The sequence below is a fragment of the Gemmatimonas sp. genome (genome assembly GCF_046594945.1).
In the GTDB taxonomy this organism is placed as follows: Bacteria; Gemmatimonadota; Gemmatimonadetes; order Gemmatimonadales; family Gemmatimonadaceae; genus Gemmatimonas.
On the sequence record NZ_JBKJRB010000080.1, the window covers coordinates 102,739 to 124,330 of the forward strand.

Below are 21,592 nucleotides of genomic sequence, written 5' to 3' on the forward strand. Positions count from 1 at the left end.
GTAGCTGTGAACGTCGGACGTGGTTCACGGCTTGCGTAGCGGGCGCCCATGTACCGCTTGCCACTCGTTGACGCCCGCCGTCGACTCTCACTACGTCGTGGTGCGGCGGCAGTCTCTGCCGTTGCCTCCTCGCTGCTCTTCGCCACACGACCGGTTCTCGCGCAACGCGACAGTCTCCAGCAAGCGCGACCGGAGGTGCGGGAGCTTCGCTTCCGGGGCATTCGCTCCGTTAGCGGCAGCGAGCTGCGCGCCAGTCTGGCCACGCAGCCGTCAAGCTGCCGCAGCCTCCTCCTGCGGCCTTTTTGCGTGCTTACCAAGTCACGCTACATCTTTGCGCGAAAGTACCTTGACCGCGACGAGTTCAAGATTGACGTGCTGCGAACACTGGTCTTCTATTTCAAGCGCGGTTATCGCGATGCGCAGGTGGACACCAGCGTCACGCGGATGGGCGGCAACACCGTGCGCGTCACGTTCACCATCACCGAAGGCCCGGCCACACGGCTGACCGTCTCGGAAATCTATGACTCCGCGCATGTCATCCCGCCCCGCGACAGTTCGCGCGAACTGCGTCCCGTGGTGGGCGAGCCGCTCAACTTGCTCGCGGTGGACTCCACCATCGTGCGACTGAGGCAGGCGCTCTGGGAGCGTGGCTTCGCCGACGCGGTGATCACGCCCCGCACCACCGTCGACACATCCGCCAACGCGGGCACGCTGCGCATCACGGTAGACCCCAAACGCCGTGTGACGATCGGTGACATCAGCATTGCCGGGAACCAGCGAATCTCCGAGAAAACCATACGCCGCTCCATGCGCGTGCAGTCCGGCGACGTGTTCCGTAGTTCGCGGATTGGGTTGAGCCAGCGCGCACTGTACGAGTCGGCGCTGTTCCGCCGGGCCATCATCGACACGGTGCCGCGCGCGTCCGGGACTACCGATTCGGTCAAGTCATTGGTGGTGCGCGTGCAGGAGGCACCGCCTCGTGAGGCAAGCACGAGCATCGGCTTCACCACTGCCGATTTTGTCCAGGCGGAAGCGCGCTTCGTTCACAACTATTTTCTCAACGGGCCGCGCCGTCTGGACGCGTCGCTGACCGTCGGCAACCTGGTGGCGCAACAGCTTACGCGCAGCCGCTTCTTCGTGGACTTCGCGAACATCGCGCAGGACAACGACATCGGCCGATACTACGCGCCCACGTACCAGGCGAGTGTCGACCTGCGGCAACGCTGGTTCGGATCTCCCCGCAACACCGTCGGCGCCGGCCTTTTCACGCATCGTCGCAGCTCGCCTGGCGTATTCGTCGATCGCGGGTATGGCGCCAGCGCCACGTTCACGCGCGAGCTCACTGTTCGCACGCCGCTGAGTGCCACCTACCGTTTTGAGATCAGCTCGGTGGAAGCGGGCGACGTGTACTTCTGCGTGAACTATGGCGTGTGTGATGCGTCGACCATTCAAGCGCTCAAGGGTGAACAGCGTATGTCACCGCTCGCCGTGGCGCTGAATTTCGACCGCAGCAATTCCCCCCTTTCGCCTACGAAGGGCATTCGCTTGCGCGCGGAGGGCGAACACGCATCGCAGTTCACCGCGTCCGACTTCCGCTATAACCGCGCAGTGTTGGACCTGGCGGGCTACCTGCCCCTCCCGTTCCGCCGTAGCGTCGGCGCCGCCCACCTGCGTGCCGGCTGGGTACGCCCCTTGCCGGGAACAGCCGAAGCGGTGGGGTTGAGTAACCTCGGCCAAACATTCGAGTCCTCCCAGATCCTACATCCCCGCAAGCGCTTCTATGCCGGCGGCTCGCAGAGCGTGCGTGGATTCGGCGAGAACCAGCTGGGTCCGCGTGTGCTGACCATCGCGCCCGACAAGCTGCGCGGACGCGCGATCGCGGGCGGCGACACTACGTGGGTCTGCGCCCCCACGGTGGGCATCACGCAGTGCGACCCCAGCGCGGTACAACTGCGCGACCGTGATTTCCAGGTACGGCCGCTCGGCGGGACCACGCTGCTGGAGGGCAGCATCGAGTTGCGCCTGCCTGTCTGGCGCTCGGTAGTGGCGGCCGTGTTCGTCGACGGCGCCATTCTGGGTGAAGGGTCCCTTGGCATGATCACGAGGGGCACTGGTGCTGTCACCCCCGGGTTCGGCGTGCGATACGAATCACCGGTGGGACCGATACGCGTGGACCTCGGTGTTCGGCCCTCCCTACGTCGCGCGTTGCCGGTGATTACCCAGACCACAGACAGCGCCGGACGCCGAGTCCTGGTTTCGTTGAGTCCGGAAACCGGATGCGTAAACGGGAGTACCGTCGGCTGTCGCACGTTCCCGGATCCAGCGGAAAAGCTGAGCTTTTTCCGCGCACTCACTAGCCGGCTCACGCTTCACCTCAGCATCGGTCAGGCTTTCTGATGTCAGTCTCTGTCAAGCGCGTGCTCCTTATTGGCGCCGGACTCGTGGGGGCGCTCGTGGCGCTCGGTGTTGGCGTGGTCCTCGTCGTCTCGAACACCGACTGGGGGCGCGCTCAGGTGCGCACTCGCGCGCTGAGCGCGTTGAATGGTGCGGCGCACGGCGTGGTACGCATCGGAGGGGTCACGGGCAACCTGCTGCAGGGCCTCACGCTGCACGACCTGCTCATCACCGACAGCACTGGAGCGCCGTTCGTGTCGGCCGAGGAGGTGCACGCCAACTATGGCCTGCGTTCGCTCCTCTCGAAGAAGATCGCGCTGAACGATGTTCGCCTGGTGAAACCGGTGATTGTGCTCGACCGTCCGCCCGACGGTGTGTGGAATTACGAGCGCATCTTTCCGTCCGATACGGCCGCGCAGGTGGACAATGGTCCTGGCTTCGGCTCATGGATCACGCTAACTGACGTGGTGTTGGTTGGAGGACAGCTGCTGGTGCGCACGCCGTGGCAGCCCGACACCTCGCTCGCGTTGCGGGCACGCGACAGTGTGGCGGCATCGGCCGTGCGCGGCGAGAGTCGCACCATCGTGGTGCGTGCGCCGGGGCGGCCGGACAAGTATCAGCAAGTACAGGAGTTTCGGGACATCGACGCGCGACTGCCTCTGGTGCGTCTGGCCGACCCCGAACGACCGACACGACTCATCCGGGTCGATAGCATGCGCATGAAGGCGTTTGCTTTTGCGCCGCCGGGTGCCGAAGTGCGGCAGATGTCCGGCACGTTCGAGCTCGACACCGATTCGCTCTGGTTTGCGCAGGTGGCAATCGAGCTGCCGCGTTCGCGGGCACAGTTGCGCGGTCAATACGTCTTTGACAGTGGCGACCTGCTGCTGCACACCACCGGCGCACCGGTGGCGCTGGCCGATGTCCAGTTCCTGTATCCGGCGCTCCCCGACGAGGGTGAGGCAGTGTTTGACCTCGACCTTGCGCTGGTGGGCGAGACGCAGCGCGTGATAGTGAAGCAGCTCGAACTGCGGACGGGCACGGCCCGGATGCAGGGCGACCTTGGCGTCACCATCGGCGACACGCTGTTCATCCACGACACGAAGCTCGAATTCAGCAAGGTGCCCACCGCGCTGCTCGAGAAGATGCTGCCCGGACTCAATGTGCCGCGGGAAGGGCTGCTCTCCGGACGCGCGATCGTGGACGGTTCGCTGAACGCGATGCGACTGGACGGCGACGTCACATTCGACGATAGCAAGGCGGGGCGCAGTCGTGTGCTCGCGGCGGGCCACCTTGGCGCTAGCAACGGCGTGTTCCGCGCGCAGGGGCTGCGGGTGACGGTCGCGCCGTTGCAAGTGGCGTTGGCGCAGGACGCGATGCCGTCACTGCCCATTGGTGGTACCGTCAACGGGAGCGCGATCCTCGACGGTCGCACCGATCAAAGAATGACGGCGCGAGCGGTGGACCTCACGCATCGTGACCGCGGCGAACGCTCGCGGCTCACCGGGAGCGGCGCCGTGCGCCTTGCCGATGCCGCACGCGGCACCGACACCCGACTGGAGGCACGGCTCACGGCGCGTCCGCTGTCGCTCGTGACCATCGGCCGGTTTGCACCGGCGGCCTCGTTGCGCGGCGCGGTGAGTGGTCCCATCGAGCTGGTGGGCCCGTTGTCTGACTTGGCCGTCAACAGCTCGCTTCACACGTCGGACGGTGGCCGACTCACCGCCCGCGGTCGCATCGATCTGGCAAGCAGGGAGCTGGGATATGCGCTCGACGTTACCACGAAGCTTTTCAACGCCAACGAGCTCGTGGCGAAAGCGCCGGTCACGTCCGTGAGCGCCAGCCTGTCCGCGCGCGGGCGCGGCGTCGATGCGGGGACGATGCGTGGCGCGTTCGCGGCGAACGTGAGTACCTCCACGTTCGATACCGTGGCCGTCGACTCGTCCCGTATACGGGTACGTATTGCTGATGGCATCGCAACTCTGGACACGCTCGCGGTGCGGGCGCCGGGTGCGGCTGCCGACGCCACCGGCACCTTTGGTCTCTCGCGCACGACGCAGGGCAAGATCGACTACCGCGTGCAGGTGGACTCGCTGGCGAAACTGGCGCGCTACTTCCCGCGTGACACCGGCACCGTGCCGATGCGCCCGCTGCTCACCGCCGAGCGACTGGCGCGCGCCCGGTCCGACTCGACGCTGACGGCGATGAAACTGGCGGTGGCGCGCGCAGCAGGAGCGGAGGCACCGGCGCTGCCCGTCGTGATCGACACCGCGCCTGACATACCACGCGACAGCCTTGCCGGTTCGATCAACACCCGCGGCGTCATTGCAGGCGGTCTCAAAGCGTTCGACCTTCGCGGAACACTGGACGCCTATAACATCCTGGCGCAGGGGAGCGTGGTACCGCGGGCGCGAGCCACCTACTCGTGGTCGGATGCGCTCACCGACAGCGCCACTGCCCGAGTCGACCTCTCCGCCGACTCGGTCACGGCGGCCGGCTTTGCGCTGGACAGCGTGAGCGTGACCGGTAGCTATCGCTCGCCCGGCGGGACTATTCTGGCCACGGTCTACCAGAACAGTGCACGCGACTATCTCGTGGGGGCGGACTACGCGGTCTATCCCGACCGCAAGGAGGTGCGCTTCAACGACTTGCGGCTGCGCTTCGACAGCACACGATGGGCATCCACGCACGCCGGTGCGGTGCGGTGGGGACAGCCAGGCATCGAGGTGGACAGCATCGACCTGAGAAACGCCACCAACGGGCGCATTTTCGTGCATGGTCGCGTTCCCACCGAAGGCGATGCGGACCTGCGCGCCATCGTGCAGAACTTCCAAATCGGTGACCTGCTCGGACTGTTGCAAAGTGATGTCGACGCGCGCGGCCTCATCGGTGTGGACGGCCGCATCACCGGATCCGGTCGCGCACCGCTGATCGCCGCAACGGTGAGCGTCACGGAGGCGCGCTACGGCGCCACAGCCGTGCCAAACGTCGCCAGCCGTTTCGACTACGTGCAACAGCGACTCCGCATTGACGGCACGCTCACCGATAGTGCACTCGGTGGGGCACGCCCACTGGCGTCGGTGCAAGCCGTCGTGCCGGTAAACCTTGCGCTCTTCGACGCGACGGGTGACCGACTGCTCGACGCGCCCGCCACGGCTGTGTTGCGCGCGGATAGTCTGCCGTTGGATATCGCATCGCGGTTCACCGACGTACTGGCCAACACACGCGGATTCGCGCACGGCAACGCCGAGCTGACAGGGACCGTGCGCAAGCCGAAGCTTGCCGGCGCTCTCGCGTTGCGGAATATCTCCGGCGAGGTGGTGCCGCTTGGTATCACGGTTCAGCGCATGAACGGCGCGTTGCGGCTGCAGGGCGACACCGTGCTCATCGACTCGCTGGTGGCATACAGCGGGGGCCGGTTCGCACTTTCGGGTGGCATCGGCATCGACAGCATTATGGCGCCCAGCTTCAACCTCCGCGTGACGGCGGACAACGTGCGCGTGCTCGACAACGATCATGGCCGAGCACGCGCCGATGCCGCCATGACGATCACTGGACCATATTCAAGTCTGTACGTCGAGGGTCGAGCCCGTGTTCGCGAGGGAGTTTTCTACATTCCGGAGCCGGATACCCGGCAGGTGCTCAACGCCGGTGATCCGGCCGTCTTTGCCGTCATCGACACCACCGACATCAACGAGCGTGCACTCCTTCCGGGCCGGTCGGCCTTGCTCGACAACCTGCGGATGGATGTAGTCGTCGCTGTCGACCGGGACACCTGGGTGCGCTCCAAGGAAGCCAACATCGAGATCTACAGCGATGGCGACCTACGCGTGATCGTGGATCGGCGACACCAGTCGCTTGCCCTCGAGGGCGTGGTCAACACTGATCGCGGTGAATACGAGTTTCTCAGCAAGCGCTTCCAAGTCAAGCGCGGCGCGGTGCAGTTCATCGGGACGCAGGATCTCAACCCGCTGCTGCAAATCACCGGTGAGTACGAGGTGAAACAGCCGGGACAGCAGGCGCTCAGTGTCCGCATCCTCATCGGTGGCACCCTACTTTCGCCACGGCTCACGCTCGAGAGCGATGCGCAGCCGCCGATCTCACAGAGTGACCTCCTCAGTTACCTCGCGTTCGGCAACGAAAGCGGATCACTCCTGCAGTTCGGCGGCTCGAGTCTCTCCGGGAGTTCGCCCGGTGGCAATCTCGTGGGCACCAGTGCAGCCCTTGCCACACGCCAGCTTACGGGTGTCGCATTGGGCGTGATGCTGGATGAACTCGAGGGACAGGCGGCGCGGTCACTCGGCGCCGACGTGCTCAAGATTACGCCCGCGTCGAATCTTCCTACCGAACTCGCCGGTGGAAATTTCGGATCGTTGAGCACACTCGCCAAAGGCACTCAGCTCGAGTTCGGCAAGTACCTCAACACGCACACCTTCGTGGGGCTGCAACTGCAGTCCACGCTTGGGTTCCGCATCGAGCGCCGCTTCAGCTCGAACCCCGGGCTGAGTCTCCAATCAACATTCCAGCCGCGCTTCTTCCTGCCGGAGCCGTCATTGTCCGTGCAGGAGATCACCAAATCGAACGCCTTCGGTCTGTTTCTGGTGAAACGCTGGCGGTTTTAAACGACGGGGAAGCGGAGAGCATTGCACGCGCCTCACCGTGTCTCCTGTCTTCATCTTGAACTGACGGCAGTTTCTGTTGTTGCTGATGCTGTTACTCGCGTTGTTGCTCGCCTCGTTGCTCGCCTCGTTGCTCGCCTCGTTGCTCACGTCGTTGCTCACGTCGTTGCTGATGCTGTTGTCGTTGTGTTGCCGCGACGGTGGCACCGATACTGCACTGTTGCAGACGACACGTCCGCAACGGAGCGTCGATGAGACCGAACGAGATCGAAGTGCGAGTCGAGCCACACGGTGAAGGAGTGTCAACTGTCACCCAAGTGCGCAGTGATGGCGGACATGAGTCGTCACTCGGCGAGTTGTTCAAGAGTTTGACGAGAGACTCGAGCGCCTTGCTGCAGAAGGAGGTGGAACTCGCGAAGGCGGAGGTGCGTGAAACAGGTGCGCGCTTGGCGCGCGACGGCGCCAAGGTCGGCGTGGCGGCTGGCCTCGCCTTCGTGGGTGTCCTCGCCATCACCGCGTTTCTCGTGATCGGCTTGGGTACTGCCTTGGGGGGACGCTATTGGCTGTCCTCGCTGCTGGTCGGCGTGGTCGCCACTGGCGTCGGCTACTCGATGGTGAAGAGCGCCACGCATGACCTCACGCAACGCGGCATCATGCCCCGCCAGACGCTCGACTCGCTGCGCGAGGACAAGGACTGGGCTGCCCAGCAGGCTCGGGCGCTCACGCACGATTTGACACGTGATCCCACCAATTCATCCGCGTCGTCTCCCAGACTCTGAAGGAGGAAGCAATGCAGGATCCACACGCATCAACAGGCATGGACACCGGCCACGTCGGTGACACGGCCAGCAACAGTGGCAACATGAGTGCCTCGGGTCGATACGCCGACTCGATGGAGCACGATCGCTCGTCGCTCGGCGACAAGGTCCGCGGCATTGCCTCGCAGGCGCAGGAGAAGACCGGCGCGCAGGTACGTTCGTCGGTCGACGCCGGAAAGACGCGTGCCGCCTCGGCCTTGCACGGCGTCGCACAATCGCTGCTCGGCGGTGCACAGGATCAGGAAGACGGTTTGGGCGGATATATTCGGCAGGCGGGTGAACAGGTGCGCCGCGCTGCCGACTTCCTCGAGAATACCGACGCACGTGAGCTGACTCGTCGCACTGAAGAGTACGCGCGACGCCAGCCCGCGCTCTTTCTGGGTGGTGCGTTCGCGCTGGGCCTCATCGCCGCGCGCTTTCTCAAGAGTTCGCACCGCCACGCGTCAACCGGGAGCTCGTCGGACGTCGAAGACATGTATGGCCGCTCAGGCGGCGCACGTCGTGCCCGTGCTGGTCGCTACAGTAGCGGCGTCGATGACGCCTCGCGGTTTGACAGCCAGATACCCGTGGCTTCGTATCGCGACCCTATGCCGTCGTACCCAGCCGGCGTAGTTGACGGCACCACCGGAAGCACCGGCGGCACGATCAGCCTGCGCGGCACTGAGAGCTCGTCGGGCGGAGGCGTGCAGCCATGACCTCCGACGCGTCGTGGACGGATGACGTCGCCAGCCTGCGCGTTGACCGTTCGGTTAATCGTCCTGATGATCACGTCGACGCCGCTTCGGTCAGCGCGGACACCAGCGCGATTCGCGCCGAAATCGAGGAGACGCGCGAGCGCATGAGCCACACGCTCGGCGAGATCGGCGAGCGGCTCAACCCGCGCGTGCTCAAGGAAAACGTCAAGGAAAGCATTCGTGAAGCCACCATTGGGAGGGTTAGTCAGATGGCACAGCACGCAGCGGATACCGTTAGCCGGAGCACGTCGGGAATCACGGACACGATCCGCGAGAACCCAATCCCCGCTGCCATGGTCGCTATCGGCCTCGGCTGGCTCCTCATGAACCGCCGACGCCCGGACGATAATGGTCGGGAGGTCTCGTCAATCCGCGCCGACGCTCGAAGCGGGGAGATGCGCCGTTCCGCCATGAGCGCTGGATATGGGGCTGTTCAGTACGGGCTCGAGGACGGATCAGAAGGTACTATCGATCGCGTGCGCGAGCGCGCGCACCATCTGGGCGACGTCGCGCGTGATCGCGCTCATGAACTGAGCGATGTCGCGCGTGAACGGGCCGGTCAACTCGCCGACCGGACGCGAGAGACTGCCGAGTCGGTGAAGCAGCGTGCGCAGGACCTGGCGGGCGGCGTCGCGCATGCCACGCGCCGCAGCGCGGGGCGCGTAGAGGACGCCTTCTACGAGAACCCGCTGGCCCTTGGGGCGGTCGCCGTGGCAATCGGACTCTCGACCGGCTTCGCCGCACCGGCCACCGATCGCGAGGTGCGCTTGATGGGCGATGCGCGCGACGAGGTTGTGGACCGCGTGAAGGACCTTGCCGAGGAAACCAAAGGCAAGGCGCAGCATGTGGTGGCGCGCGTGGTGCAAGAGACGAAGACGGCGGCACGTGAGGAAGGACTGACCGGCTGACACGCGTGATCGGACCGTGCTGATACGATAAAGCACGATATATCAACGCGTTACACGGCGACCGCCCCCTCGGGGCGGCCGCCGTGTCCGTATCCGTTCACCAGATTGCGGGGCGAATCGACTATCTTGAAAGGCTGTCCACGCATCGCCCCTTCTAGCAAGGCATTCCGTTGGAACTCAGTCACATCCGAAACTTCTGCATCGTCGCGCATATCGATCACGGCAAGTCCACCCTTGCGGACCGCCTGATCGAGAAAACCGGCACGTTGCAAAAGCGTGAAATGAAGTCTCAGGTGCTCGACACGCTCGACCTCGAGCGCGAACGCGGCATCACGATCAAGCTCAATGCCGTGCGCATGAGCTATAAAGCAGGCGATGGGCAGAATTACGAGCTCAACTTGATCGACACACCGGGCCACGTGGACTTCACGTACGAAGTCTCGCGCTCGCTCGCCGCCTGCGAGGGCGCGATCCTGGTGGTCGACGCGTCGCAAGGTATTCAGGCGCAAACGCTATCGAATCTGTTTCTCGCGATGGACGCCGGGCTCGAGATCATTCCCGTTCTCAACAAGATCGACTTGCCGGGCGCCGAGCCGGAGCGTCGCCGTCAGGAAGTAGTCGACTTGATCGGCTGCCGACCGGAAGACGTTTTGCAAGTGAGCGGGAAGGAAGGCACTGGTGTGCCCGAGTTGCTCGAAGAGATCGTGAAGCGGGTGCCGCCGCCGACCGGCGATGTGAAGGGGCCGCTGCGCGCGCTCATTTTCGATTCGTACTACGACAAGTATCGCGGTGCCATTCCCAGCGTTCGCGTGGTTGACGGCGAAATGCGCAAGGGCACCAAGATCACGTTCGGGGCGTCGGACAACGTGTACGAAGTGGCTGAAGTGGGCTACCTGCAGCTGCGTCAGGTACCGACCGAGGTGTTGCACGCCGGCGAAGTGGGTTACGTCCTCGCTGCCGTTCGGTCGGTGCGCGAGACGCGCGCCGGCGACACGATTTTCGATCAGGACAATCGCGCGACCGAAGCGCTGCCGGGCTATCAGGAAGTCAAGTCGTTCGTGTTCGCGGGCATTTATCCGACCGACACCACGCAGTACGAAACGCTGCGCGATGCACTCGAGAAGATGAAGCTGAACGACGCATCGCTGGCGTACGAACCGGAAACCTCGACGGCCCTCGGCTTCGGCTTCCGGTGCGGATTTCTGGGCCTCCTGCACATGGAGATCGTGCAAGAGCGTCTTGAGCGCGAGTACAATCTCGATCTCGTCACCACGGTGCCGAGTGTGGAGTACCACGTCACGAAAACCGACGGCACCGAAATGATGGTCGAGAATCCGGCGCTCCTGCCGCCAGCCGTGGTGATCTCGAAGGTCGAAGAGCCGTACGTGCGCGCGCGCATCATGTGCCCCACCGACTACATTGGGGCCATCATGACGCTCGGTATGGAGCGTCGTGGGGTATACAAGAACATGCGCTACCTCGACACGGTACGTGTGGAGCTCGATTGGGAATTCCCGCTCGGCGAAATCATTCTCGACTTCTTCGACAAGATGAAGACGGTGAGCCGCGGGTACGCTTCGCTCGACTACGAAATGTTGGAGTACCGCGAGAGTGATCTCGTACGCCTCGACATGTTGATCAACGGCGACGCGATCGACGCGTTCTCGGTGATCGTGCACAAGGACAAGGCATACGAGTGGGGCCGCAAAGTGGCCGAGAAGCTCAAGGAACTGATCCCGCGACAGATGTTCGAAGTGGTCATTCAAGCCACCATCGGGCAGAAGGTCATCGCACGGGAGACCGTAAAGCCACTCCGCAAAGACGTGACGGCCAAGTGCTACGGCGGCGACATCTCGCGGAAGCGCAAGCTGTTGGAAAAGCAGAAGGAAGGCAAAAAGCGCATGAAGCAGGTGGGCAGCGTGGAGATTCCGCAGGAAGCGTTTCTGGCCGTGCTCCAAGTGGATTGATGACTTGAAAGTAGGGAGCGTGGAGTCGAAGTCTGGAGTAGGCCTCCTTACTCCCGACTCCGTACTCCTTACTTTGTTCTATGATTTGCGCCGTCATCCAAACGTCATTCCTCGGCGACATGATCCTCACCACGCCACTCATCGAGCGGTTGTCGCGTGAGGGCGAGGTGCACGTGGTTGCCACACCCGTGAATGCGGCGCTGTTGGCGAATCATCCCGCGGTCACCTCAGTGATCGTGTACGACAAGCGAAAGACCGACTCGGGATTGGGCGGCCTGCGGCGCGTGGCGGCGCGGTTGCGCGCGACGGGCGCGACGACCGCGTACATGGCGCAGGGATCGTGGCGTACGGCGGCACTGGCGCGCCTGGCGGGCGTGCACAGCGTGGGCTTCAACCGCTCGGCGGGTCGGTGGTTGTACTCGCGCCGTGTGGAGTACAGGACAGACTGGCATCACGCGCAGCGGCTGTGGGCGCTGGCAAATGCGCCGCACGATGCCGAGCCCGCGGAGCCTGAGGCGCGGCGCCCGTCGCTGTATCCGGGAGCCGACGACAACGCGCGGGTGACCGCGCTGCTCGAGGCGGCCGGCATCGGCGCCGGTGAGGCGCTCATCGCGATGGCGCCAGGTAGTGTGTGGGCTACCAAACGCTGGCCGTCGTACGACGCGCTGGCCGGTGAGCTCACAGCGCGACTCCCTCATTCCCGTATCGTGGTGCTGGGCGCGTCCGGCGATGCGCCACTGGCCGCCGCCATCAGCGTGGCCGTGCACCGGCGTGGTGGCCCGCCGGTGGTCGATGCCACCGGCAAACTGTCGTTGCTCGGGTCGGCGGCCCTGCTCTCGCGGTGCGCCGTGCTGGTGACCAATGACTCGGCGCCGTTACACCTGGCCTCCGCGATGAACACGCCCACGATTGCGCTGTTCGGGCCCACCGTACCGAGCATGGGATTCGGACCGTTGGCCGATCAGCGCGTGACACTGGGACGCGATGAGCTCACCTGTCGCCCGTGCAGTGCACACGGCGGGCAGGCGTGTCCGTTGGGGCATTGGCGCTGTATGCGCGACCTACGTGCCCACGCGGTGGGCGAGGCGATGGCACGGATGTCCCGACCGTCCTGAGCACGGGCCGATCCGTTGCAGTTCCGGAGACGCTGGCACTAGGCAGCCGCGTTATCTTTTCGCCTTATGACTGCCCTCCCAGCCAACCAGTTCATTGTCGGTGTCGATCTTGGTGGCACCAACATTGTCGTCTGCGCGATGTCCGCCGATGGCTCGCGCCAATATGGACTCCGCTCCGAACCCACCGCGGCGCAGGAAGGCGCCGACGGTGTGATCGGGCGCATGGCGCGCATGGTCAACGACGCGGTATCAGCAACAATGCGCGAAGCCGGGGTGGCACGCGAGGCGTTTCTTGGCGTGGGTGTGGGTGCGCCCGGGCCGCTCGATCGCAAGCTCGGGATCGTGCTCGTGGCGCCGAATCTGAACTGGCACAACATCCCGCTGCGCGATCGGATGACGGAGCTCACCGGCTTGCCGGCGGCACTCGACAACGATGCCAACTGCGCGACCTACGGCGAGTGGTGGGTAGGGGCGGCCAAGGGCGCGACGAATGTGATTGGGATGACTATCGGCACCGGCATCGGTGGCGGCATCATCCTCGACGGTCGGCTCTATCACGGCTCGAGTGACGTGGCTGGTGAGATCGGCCACACTACTATCGACCAAACGGGGCGCCGGTGCGGCTGCGGCAACTACGGCTGTCTCGAGGCCTACGCCTCGGGTACGGCCATCGCCGAGCGAGCGCGAGAAGCGCTGTCGTTTGAACAGCCGTCCATTCTTCCCGAGTTGGTGGACGGTGACATCTCCCAGATTACAGCGGCCACGGTGTATGCCGCGGCGGCACAGAGCGATGCCGTGGCCCTCGAGATCGTGCGCGACACGGCGCGCTTTTTGGGCACCGGTATCGCGAATCTACTGAACGTGTTCAACCCTGATTGCGTGGTTATCGCCGGTGGGGTCACGCAGGCGGGAGAGGCGTTGTTCGGGCCGCTGCGCCAGGAAGTGCGACGTCGCGCGTTCAAGCCGGCGGTCGATGCTTGCCGGATCGTGCCCGGCACGCTGCCCGGCACCGCCGGTGTCGTAGGCGCGGTCGCCACGTTCATCGCGCAGCACACCGGTCGACCACCCGCGTGACGCCGCTGGCGGCGTCGACTCCTACCGGGTCGCGAAAGAAGCGTGTGGGCGTGATCGGCTCGTTCGTATGGGACGTGTTGTATGGTCGCGACAAACGCAGTGTGGCCGTCGAGGAGTGGGGCGGCATCACGTACTCGCTCTCGGCGCTCGACGCGGCGCTGCCCGATGACTGGGAGATCGTGCCGCTGGCGCGCGTCGGCGACGACTTGGTGGATCGCGCGCGGCTGTTCTGCCATTCGCTGCGACACCTAGCGCCCGATGCGGAGATCATCGGCGTCCCCTATCCGAACAATCGGGTAGAGCTGCGCTATCTCGATGACGAACGTCGCACCGAGCATTTGTCGGGAGGTGTGCCGGCGTGGACATGGATGGGCCTCAAGCCCGTGCTCGATGCCGCTCGACTGGACGCGCTCTACATCAACTTCCTCAGTGGGTGGGAGCTCGACCTCGAGACCACGCAATTGGTGCGGGCGCACTTTAGCGGTCCAATCTACTGCGACTTGCACATGAAGATCATGGCCGTGCTACCCGACGGCCTGCGGGTGGCGCAACCGCTGCCCAACGTGGCCGCGTGGTGCGAGTGTTTCGACGTACTGCAGGTGAACGAAGACGAGATGCAGATGATGGCGCCTGACTCGATGGCACTGGCCGCGACGGCCATGGCGGCGGGTGTGTCGTGCCTCTGCGTCACGCTCGGCAAGCGCGGCGCGGTCTACGTGGCCGCACCAGGATTTGAGCGACTCACCGACTTACCGCCGGCGCGAGGTCACACATCTGCGCTGTCCACATCACCGCGTGGGGGAAGTGGCGCACTGGGCGCGCTGCGCACGGGGCTGGTGCCGAGTGTTCCACCGCGGGTCGACGGCCCCGGCGATCCCACGGGATGTGGCGATGTATGGGGCGCGACCCATTTCTCGCGGCTACTTGCCGGTGATATGTTGACTGATGCGATTGCGACGGCGAACAACGCCGCTTCGCGCAACGTCGAGCATCGTGGGGCCTCCGGTCTTGCGAATCATCTCCGCGGAGAGCTGAGCCTTTCGTGACGTCTGTCATCAGCGTGCCGCCATCTCTCGATGAGCACAGCTTCGAACAGGTCTTCGAGCAGTTGGCGTTGGTACCCGAAGACGCGAAGATCCTCGTCGACGCGCGTCATGCGCGATGGGCCTCACCGTACGGGTTGACCGCACTGCTGTGCGTCGCGCAGTCGCGTCCCGACCGGATGAGTTTCGCAGTACCGGAGCACGCCGACACGGTGTCATACTGGTCACGCACCGGATTCTTCCGACATGCGGCCGAGTTATACGACATGCACGGCGCGGTGCCGCGCGCGCGTGACGCGCTCGAGTCGGACGTGCTACTCGAGATCACGTCAATCACAAAGAGCGACGACGTGCACGGCGTCGTGGGCCGCATTCAGCAGAAGGCTGCCGATATTCTGCATGGTCAGCTCAATCTCGACACGGCCATTACCGGCGCGTTCGGCATGACGTTGAGCGAATCGTGTCAGAACATCGTGGAGCACGCGGGACTTGGCGGATGGGTGGCCGTGCAGACCTACAAATATTCCCGTCGTCTTGGTCGTCGTGTGGTCGTCATCGCCGTCTGCGACGCCGGCGTGGGCTTCCGGAAGTCCCTCGAGAGTTCGCCGGGACATCGCCGCAGTGATCGGTGGGATGACGCGATGGCGCTCGAAGATGCGGTCCTCCGCGCCGTGAGTCGTTTCCGTCATGGTGACAAAGGTCGCGGGCAGGGTCTGGCCGGCATCCGTCGGTTCGTGGGACGGTGGGATGGCAAGTTGTCGGTACGCAGTGGTACGGCACGCATTGCCATCACACCCGAATGGGATGAAGATGTACCGATGACCGAAGGGCTTCCCTTCTTTCCCGGTGCACAGATGCAGGTCACGATTCCCGAACGGCTCGGCGACGCGCCCGTTCGCGCGCGGAGTGCGGGCGCGTCCCGGGCCCGCGCGCGGGGCACGCTGTGAGCGCCCAGCTCATGAAGGCCCGATGACGGTCAACATCGATGTCGGGACCGTGTTGCGCGGCACGGTGTGCGACCTGTATTCGAATCTGGTCACGCGCCCTACCGGCGCCGCCGTGCGTACGGCGATCGAACAGCAAGTCATCGAAGTGGGCGCCTCCGTCGTGACCACGATCGACTTTTCGCAGGTCAACCTGCTGGATTTCTCGTGCGCCGACGAGATCGTGGCCAAATTGCTGCTGCGCTATGCGAGCGACGACGGCCTCCCGGGTTTCCTTACCTTCCGAGGAATTCACGAAGGCCATATCGATCCGATCGAGACGGTCCTCGAACGTCATGCACTGGCGTTGGTATCATGGCATGAGGGGGCGGCCGAGCTGTTCGGTTATGTGGACGACGACGAACGGTCGCATTGGGAGGCGGTGCGCGACCATGGACCGGTTTGGGCCGAGTCGCTCGCGCCGATCCTGTCCGTAAGCGAGGCGTTTGCGGCCAATCAGCTGGACCGGCTTCGGAGTCGTCGGCTCATCATGCGTCGGGACGACGGTTTCACGGTGCCCGGCACGGTGGCGAGGGGAACATGAACGAGGAAGAGAAGGCCAAAGCCCGAAAACTGGGGTTATTCAGTGGATTTTCCCCGGTCCTGCAAGTGGTGGGGTTCATCAGCAGTCGTCCCGGCGACGCCGAACGTGGGCCGATGATTCGGCTGCGCTCAGATGACGCGCTGGTGCGTCTCGTGACGGGACACGAGCTGGTGCGTGTGGTATCTGACCGGCGCTCTGAACTGGCTGAGCTGCAGATTGACGACACGCTACCTCGCGGCGGGTGTGTCCTGCGGGACGTCGTCGGGGCGGCTCCGTCTGAACTCGTGCGCGTGGTGAAGTTGGATACCGACTCCCGGACCCGCGTCTGACCTCGTCCGGCGCCACGCCGATTAACTCTGCCTCCATGCCGCCGTGCCTGACATGAGTGACATCGACGCGATGCCCCCCATGCCGCTTGACGGGCTGCCCGTCGGTGCCGCAGACGGGCTTCCGTCCGGGGCACCGCGAGCGCGTGCGGAGGGTCTCGCCGACAGCTCAGTCGCGCGGCAGTTGGCGCAGCTGGATCGCACCGAATCGGCACTTGTGCTGGCGAGCGGGATGGCCGCCGTCGCCTGCACCATGGTGTCGCTGCTTCGCCCCGGCGATCACCTGCTCGCGAGTCGCTGGCTTCGCCCGGAGACGCGCCGGTTTTTCGAGCATGAGCTCCCGGCGCTCGGTGTGCAGGTGAGCTTTGTCGACCCCACCGAAACACGAGGCTGGCGTCGCGCGCTCAGCCGTACCACACGGCTGGTATACCTCGAGTCTCCGGTCGATCCAACGACCCGTGTGGTCGACATGCGCCCAGTGCGCACCCTTGCGCAGGAGCTCGGCATCGCGTTGGTGGTCGACGCCACGCTCGCCAGTCCCATTAACTTCCGTCCCGTGGAGCACGGCGCGGACGTGGTGCTACATGCGGCCAGTGTGTTTTTGGACGGCCACGGGCATGGTTTCGCTGGCGTGGTGTGCGGTAGCGAAGCGGTGGTGGACGAGGTCCGCGTCAAGATGCGTTCATGGGGCGCCGAGCCGCACCCGGCGGCGGTGGCGCAGTTGGCCCGTGGACTCAAGACACTCGGCGTCCGCGTGGCCAAGCAGAACGCGACGGCGATGGCCGTGGCGCAGTGGGTCGCTTCACAATCAACCCCGGACGGCGCCGTGCGCGCGGTGTCCTATCCCGGTTTGGCCGCCCATCAGGATCATGTGGTGGCCACGGAGTGCCTCTCCGGGTACGGCAATCTGATTGCGCTGGCTCTGCGTGGTGGCGAGATCGCCGTTGGGGAGTTGCTCGGCCGCCTGCAGCATTTCCGCGTTCGTGACGCCGAGAGCGCGGCGCGGCTCGGCGGCGTGGAGTCGGTGGCCAGCGCGTTCGCCGACGGATCGGTCCGTCTCAACATCGGACTCGACGATGCGCCGGTCTTGATCGGCGATCTCACTCAGGCATTGGAGTAGTTGGTGTCCGGTATTTTACGCTTGACGAACGTCAGCAAAGAGTACCCACGCTCAGGCGCAGCCCTCCGCGACATCTCGTTCGAGATGCGCAAAGGAGAGTTCGTGTTTCTGGTGGGGCATAGTGGGGCAGGAAAGAGCACACTGTTGAAACTGTTGTCGATGGCGGAGCGCCCCACCACGGGCGAGTTGCGTATCTCCGGCTTTTCCAGCCTGTCAATCAAACACCGCGAGATTCCGATCCTGCGTCGTCGGCTTGGCATCGTGTTTCAGGATTTCCGGTTGCTTCCCGATCGTACCGCGGAGCAGAACGTGGCGTTCGCGTTGGAAGTCACGGGCGCACCGCATGCGCAAATCCGTCCGAAGGTGGCGCGGTTGCTCACGCAGGTCGGCCTGGCCTCGAAGGCAACGGCATTTCCGCACGAACTGTCCGGAGGCGAGCAGCAGCGCGTGGCAATTGCGCGCGCGCTGGCGAACGATCCCTTTGTGCTGCTGGCCGACGAGCCAACGGGGAATCTTGACGACCGTGCCACGCACGCGATCTTCCTTCTGTTGCGCGAGATCAACACGCAGGGCACCGCCGTGCTGATGGCCACACACGATGTGGCGATGATTCAGCGCTCGACCTTGCGCTTTCTGGAGCTCGACCACGGCGAGCTGGTACACGATGGCACCGATGTGGCGCGCCTTGTGGCCGACATGCGAGGTCGCCGATGAGACTGGCCCTCCGCGAAGTATTCCTGGCGTTCAAGCGCGCGCCGCTGCTGGCCATGCTTGGTGTCACGACGATTGCGTTTTCGCTGTTCGCCTTCGGCCTGTTCGGCTTGGTCGCGATCAACATCAAGGCGGCGCTACTTGAAATCGAAGATCGCGTGGAGATCCGCGCGTTCCTGATGGACGGAGCGAAGGACTCGCAGGTAGAAGAGCTGATGCAGGGCATCAACAAGATTCCGCAAATCGCCGATGTCGGCTACGTGAGCCCCGATTCGGCACTGCAGCGGGCACGCGCGGAGCTCGAAGAGTTTCGTGACGTGATGGAGGGCGCGATGCTGCCCGGATCGGTGGAGCTGCGCTTGAAGGAAGGCGCACGTGATCCCGAGACGGTGCAGGCCATTTCGCGTCGGCTGCAGACCTACCCGGTGGTGGAAGAAGTGCGCTACGGACGCGAGTGGGTGGAAAAGCTGTATCGCATCCGGAACATCGCCGGCGTTGCCGGCTCGGTGCTCGGGAGCGTATTTGCGCTCGTGGCCATCATCATTATCGGATCCACGATCCGGATGGCGATCCTCGCCCGCACCAAGGAAATCGAGATCATGCGTCTGGTGGGCGCCACGAACAATTTCGTGCGTCTGCCCTACCTGATCGACGGGACGCTCAAGGGACTTGCCGGCGGAGCGATTGCCGCGCTGCTGGCCTGGGCCACCGTGCAGCTGGTCTCCAAGAACCTCATGGCCGCACAGTTCTTCAATGCCGAACAGGTGCTGCTTGGTATCGCGGCTGGCGGCGCGCTGGGTCTCGTGGGCAGCTGGCTGTCGGTGGGTCGTCACCTCCGCCGCGTGTGGCGCGACGCCTAGTGCGCTTCGCACGCCTAGTGCGCTTCGCACGCTTAGTGTGTTCCGCACGCCTGCGCTCCGTCGCGGCATTGCTGGCGAACGTCGTGCGACGCACCCTACGCGCTGGCGCGATGACGACAGTCGGTGTAGTCACGCTATTGGCCGTGCCGGCGGTCGTGCCGGCGGTCGTGTCGGCTCAGGCCACTGGCGCGCCGGAACAGCGCCTGCGTCAACAACAGAACGAACTCGACAAGCTGCGCAAAGAGCGCGCCGATCTCGAGTCGAAGATGGCCGATTTGCAGCGCAGTGCGCGCACGTTGGCCGACGAAGTGAACAATCTCGAAGCGCAGCGGAAGGCGACGGCGCGACTCGTGGGCGCGCTCGATCAGCAACTCGAGACCATCAACACCGAAGTGATCAAAGCGGGCTCGGGTCTCGTGACGGCCGAGAGTGAACTCGTGAACAAGCGGTCGGCACTGCAGCGACGCATGGTCGAGATCTACAAGCGCGGCAGCCTGTACGACGTGGAAGCGATGCTGTCCGCGCAGTCGTTTGCCGGACTGGTGGCCCGCTACAAGTACCTGCACGAACTGGCGCTGCATGACCGCGGACTCGTGCGCCGTGTAGAAGGGCTGCGCGATCAAATCATTTCTCAGCGCTTGCTGCTGGTGCGCTTGCAGGATGAAGTCGCGCGCAACCGCTCCGAGAAAGATCGCGAAGCCCGCAGGCTGGCTGACCTCGAATCGCGGCGCCAACGCAATCTCACCACCGTGCAGCGCAGCGCGACGCAAACGCGCGCGCGCCTCACGCAGTTGGCGCGCGACGAAGCCAAAGTGGCAGGCGTGATCGCCTCGTTGGAAACGGTACGTCGCCGAGCCGAGATGTCGCCGAACGCGCGACCCGCCGCGCCGTCGAGTATCCGCACGTCGGACCTCGGCAAGCTCGATTGGCCAGTGGACGGGACCATTCTGTACCGCTTCGGCCGCGTGATCAATCCGAACAACACCACCACGCGCTGGAACGGCATCGGTATCGGCGCGTCGGTCGGTACGGCGGTGAAGTCGATTGCCGCGGGTGAGGTCGTACTGGCCGACAACGTGGGGACTTACGGTCCAACCGTAATCGTCCAGCACGGTGGTGGCGACTACTCGGTGTACGGGTCGCTAGCCCGCATCGATGTACGGAAGGGACAACAGATCCCGAAAGGACAGACGATCGGTACGGTCGGCGCGACGGATCCCGATCTGCCGCCGCACTTGCACTTCGAAATCCGTCCCAAGGGACGCTCGGTGGATCCGTTGGAGTGGCTGCGAGGACGAGTAGGGAGTAGGGAGTAGGTGTAGCGGGTAGGTGTGGAGGTGGCGGCGTCGCGGTGATACACTGTGTTATGCCTGCCAAGAAAGACACCAGCGCGGTCCCCGCGAAGAAGGTCTCCACCCGCAAGGCGCCGTCGCCGCCTGCCCCGTCCATCGCCGCTCCCATCGTGGTCGATGCGGGAGACTGCACGGCAGATCGCGCACCGCTTGGTGCGCATGTGTCGATTGCCGGCGGAACGTGGGAATCGGCCGCTCGAGCCCGCGAGATCAGCGCGACCGGCTCGCAGATCTTCACGAAGCAGGCGAACCGGTGGCTCGAGCGCGATATCGACGACGCCGAGTCCGTGCGCTACCACACGGCGATGCAGGAAACGAAGGTGCGCTGGACCTGCGCGCACGATTCGTATCTCATCAACCTCGCGTCGCCCGACGACACGTTGCGCGCGCGATCGATTGAGAGCTTCAGCGCCGAGTTGCGTCGCTGCCATGCGCTGGGACTCGACGCGCTGGTGTCGCATCCCGGCAATTTCATGGACGACCGCGAGAGTGGCATCGCCCGGAACGCCGACGGCATCACCGCCGCCCTGGAAGCAGAGGTTGGCCCCACGCGCCTGCTGATGGAGCTCACGGCCGGCCAAGGTACGGTGCTGGGCTCGACGTTCGAGGAGATGGCCGATCTGCTCTCGCGTATTCCGTCCGCACTGCGACGACGCGTCGGTGTCTGCCTCGATACGGCGCACATTTGGGCCGCCGGATACGATCTGGTCACCGACTACGACGGCGTGTTCGCGAAGTTCAGCGACCTCATCGGCTTCGAGTCACTCGGCTGCCTGCACCTGAACGACTCAAAAGCCAAGCTCGCGTCGCACCTCGATCGTCATGAACTGATCGCCGAAGGCACGATCGGCGAACAGGCATTCCGGCGCATCATGACGGACGAACGGATGGCCCGGATCCCGAAGGTCATCGAGACGCCAAAAGGCGATACGCCGGCGGAGACGGATGGACGAATGCTGCGGTTGTTGCGGGCGTACGCGGCGGGGTGATCGGCCAACTGCTTAGGGAGCGTGGGGAGGGTCTCAGG

18 protein-coding genes are annotated in these 21,592 nt (G+C 64.6%); all 18 read left to right on the forward strand.

What is annotated here, in order from left to right:
- Positions 1-48 precede the first annotated feature (48 nt).
- The 18 genes from ACLL97_RS09790 to ACLL97_RS09875 all read left to right on the forward strand — a co-directional run bounded on the left by ACLL97_RS09790 (position 49) and on the right by ACLL97_RS09875 (position 21,554).
- Entirely contained in the window at positions 49-2,397 is a 2,349-nt protein-coding gene (locus tag ACLL97_RS09790; RefSeq protein ID WP_411280283.1) for an outer membrane protein assembly factor, read from the forward strand.
- A complete protein-coding gene (locus ACLL97_RS09795; RefSeq protein WP_411280284.1) occupies positions 2,397-7,013 on the forward strand; it encodes a translocation/assembly module TamB domain-containing protein in 4,617 nt (1,538 codons plus the stop codon). The genes ACLL97_RS09790 and ACLL97_RS09795 overlap by 1 nt, the downstream gene beginning before the upstream one ends.
- Before the next feature lie 85 nt (positions 7,014-7,098).
- Positions 7,099-7,305: a hypothetical protein gene (locus ACLL97_RS09800; RefSeq protein WP_411280285.1), complete on the forward strand. Its 207-nt coding sequence runs from the start codon at positions 7,099-7,101 to the stop codon at positions 7,303-7,305.
- A gap of 4 nt (positions 7,306-7,309) precedes the next feature.
- Positions 7,310-7,789 (forward strand): phage holin family protein, encoded by a 480-nt coding sequence (locus tag ACLL97_RS09805; RefSeq protein WP_411280286.1) that lies wholly within the window; start codon positions 7,310-7,312, stop codon positions 7,787-7,789.
- Between the two features lie 11 nt (positions 7,790-7,800).
- A complete protein-coding gene (locus tag ACLL97_RS09810) occupies positions 7,801-8,523 on the forward strand; it encodes a hypothetical protein (protein WP_411280287.1) in 723 nt (240 codons plus the stop codon).
- Entirely contained in the window at positions 8,520-9,470 is a 951-nt protein-coding gene (locus tag ACLL97_RS09815) for a DUF3618 domain-containing protein (protein WP_411280288.1), read from the forward strand. The genes ACLL97_RS09810 and ACLL97_RS09815 overlap by 4 nt, the downstream gene beginning before the upstream one ends.
- A gap of 170 nt (positions 9,471-9,640) precedes the next feature.
- Positions 9,641-11,437 carry a translation elongation factor 4 gene (gene lepA / locus ACLL97_RS09820; protein WP_411280289.1) on the forward strand — a complete coding sequence of 599 codons (1,797 nt, stop codon included), beginning with the start codon at positions 9,641-9,643 and terminating at the stop codon, positions 11,435-11,437.
- Between the two features lie 80 nt (positions 11,438-11,517).
- Positions 11,518-12,552 (forward strand): glycosyltransferase family 9 protein, encoded by a 1,035-nt coding sequence (locus ACLL97_RS09825; protein WP_411280290.1) that lies wholly within the window; start codon positions 11,518-11,520, stop codon positions 12,550-12,552.
- Between the two features lie 66 nt (positions 12,553-12,618).
- Positions 12,619-13,626, forward strand: coding sequence for an ROK family protein (locus ACLL97_RS09830; RefSeq protein WP_411280291.1), 1,008 nt, complete (start codon positions 12,619-12,621; stop codon positions 13,624-13,626).
- On the forward strand, positions 13,623-14,672 hold the full coding sequence (locus ACLL97_RS09835) for a hypothetical protein (RefSeq protein WP_411280292.1): 1,050 nt from the start codon (positions 13,623-13,625) through the stop codon (positions 14,670-14,672). Before ACLL97_RS09830 ends, ACLL97_RS09835 begins: the two co-directional genes overlap by 4 nt.
- The gene (locus tag ACLL97_RS09840) at positions 14,669-15,616 is read left to right on the forward strand and encodes a hypothetical protein (protein ID WP_411280293.1); all 948 of its coding nucleotides are present in this window, start codon (positions 14,669-14,671) and stop codon (positions 15,614-15,616) included. The genes ACLL97_RS09835 and ACLL97_RS09840 overlap by 4 nt, the downstream gene beginning before the upstream one ends.
- 22 nt (positions 15,617-15,638) lie before the next feature.
- Positions 15,639-16,196 carry a hypothetical protein gene (locus tag ACLL97_RS09845; RefSeq protein WP_411280294.1) on the forward strand — a complete coding sequence of 186 codons (558 nt, stop codon included), beginning with the start codon at positions 15,639-15,641 and terminating at the stop codon, positions 16,194-16,196.
- Positions 16,193-16,525 carry a hypothetical protein gene (locus ACLL97_RS09850; protein ID WP_411280295.1) on the forward strand — a complete coding sequence of 111 codons (333 nt, stop codon included), beginning with the start codon at positions 16,193-16,195 and terminating at the stop codon, positions 16,523-16,525. The genes ACLL97_RS09845 and ACLL97_RS09850 overlap by 4 nt, the downstream gene beginning before the upstream one ends.
- Positions 16,526-16,577: 52 nt before the next feature.
- Positions 16,578-17,642, forward strand: coding sequence for a trans-sulfuration enzyme family protein (locus ACLL97_RS09855; protein ID WP_411280296.1), 1,065 nt, complete (start codon positions 16,578-16,580; stop codon positions 17,640-17,642).
- A gap of 12 nt (positions 17,643-17,654) precedes the next feature.
- On the forward strand, positions 17,655-18,356 hold the full coding sequence (gene ftsE, locus ACLL97_RS09860; protein WP_411280306.1) for a cell division ATP-binding protein FtsE: 702 nt from the start codon (positions 17,655-17,657) through the stop codon (positions 18,354-18,356).
- Positions 18,353-19,213 (forward strand): cell division protein FtsX, encoded by an 861-nt coding sequence (locus ACLL97_RS09865; protein ID WP_411280297.1) that lies wholly within the window; start codon positions 18,353-18,355, stop codon positions 19,211-19,213. Before ftsE ends, ACLL97_RS09865 begins: the two co-directional genes overlap by 4 nt.
- A 110-nt stretch (positions 19,214-19,323) precedes the next feature.
- Positions 19,324-20,529, forward strand: coding sequence for a murein hydrolase activator EnvC family protein (locus ACLL97_RS09870; protein WP_411280298.1), 1,206 nt, complete (start codon positions 19,324-19,326; stop codon positions 20,527-20,529).
- Between the two features lie 50 nt (positions 20,530-20,579).
- The gene (locus ACLL97_RS09875) at positions 20,580-21,554 is read left to right on the forward strand and encodes a deoxyribonuclease IV (protein ID WP_411280299.1); all 975 of its coding nucleotides are present in this window, start codon (positions 20,580-20,582) and stop codon (positions 21,552-21,554) included.
- Positions 21,555-21,592: the final 38 nt, after the last annotated feature.

Bases quoted from the DNA above. Each gene is read 5' to 3' on its own strand.
- ACLL97_RS09850 (WP_411280295.1), top strand. From the start codon at position 16,193: ATGAACGAGGAAGAGAAGGCCAAAGCCCGAAAACTGGGGTTATTCAGT.
- ACLL97_RS09810 (WP_411280287.1), top strand. From the start codon at position 7,801: ATGCAGGATCCACACGCATCAACAGGCATGGACACCGGCCACGTCGGT.
- ACLL97_RS09790 (WP_411280283.1), top strand. From the start codon at position 49: ATGTACCGCTTGCCACTCGTTGACGCCCGCCGTCGACTCTCACTACGT.
- ACLL97_RS09875 (WP_411280299.1), top strand. From the start codon at position 20,580: ATGCCTGCCAAGAAAGACACCAGCGCGGTCCCCGCGAAGAAGGTCTCC.
- ACLL97_RS09865 (WP_411280297.1), top strand. From the start codon at position 18,353: ATGAGACTGGCCCTCCGCGAAGTATTCCTGGCGTTCAAGCGCGCGCCG.
- ACLL97_RS09795 (WP_411280284.1), top strand. From the start codon at position 2,397: ATGTCAGTCTCTGTCAAGCGCGTGCTCCTTATTGGCGCCGGACTCGTG.
- ACLL97_RS09870 (WP_411280298.1), top strand. From the start codon at position 19,324: ATGACGACAGTCGGTGTAGTCACGCTATTGGCCGTGCCGGCGGTCGTG.
- ACLL97_RS09800 (WP_411280285.1), top strand. From the start codon at position 7,099: ATGCTGTTACTCGCGTTGTTGCTCGCCTCGTTGCTCGCCTCGTTGCTC.
- ACLL97_RS09830 (WP_411280291.1), top strand. From the start codon at position 12,619: ATGACTGCCCTCCCAGCCAACCAGTTCATTGTCGGTGTCGATCTTGGT.
- ACLL97_RS09815 (WP_411280288.1), top strand. From the start codon at position 8,520: ATGACCTCCGACGCGTCGTGGACGGATGACGTCGCCAGCCTGCGCGTT.
- ACLL97_RS09825 (WP_411280290.1), top strand. From the start codon at position 11,518: ATGATTTGCGCCGTCATCCAAACGTCATTCCTCGGCGACATGATCCTC.
- ACLL97_RS09845 (WP_411280294.1), top strand. From the start codon at position 15,639: ATGACGGTCAACATCGATGTCGGGACCGTGTTGCGCGGCACGGTGTGC.
- ACLL97_RS09855 (WP_411280296.1), top strand. From the start codon at position 16,578: ATGAGTGACATCGACGCGATGCCCCCCATGCCGCTTGACGGGCTGCCC.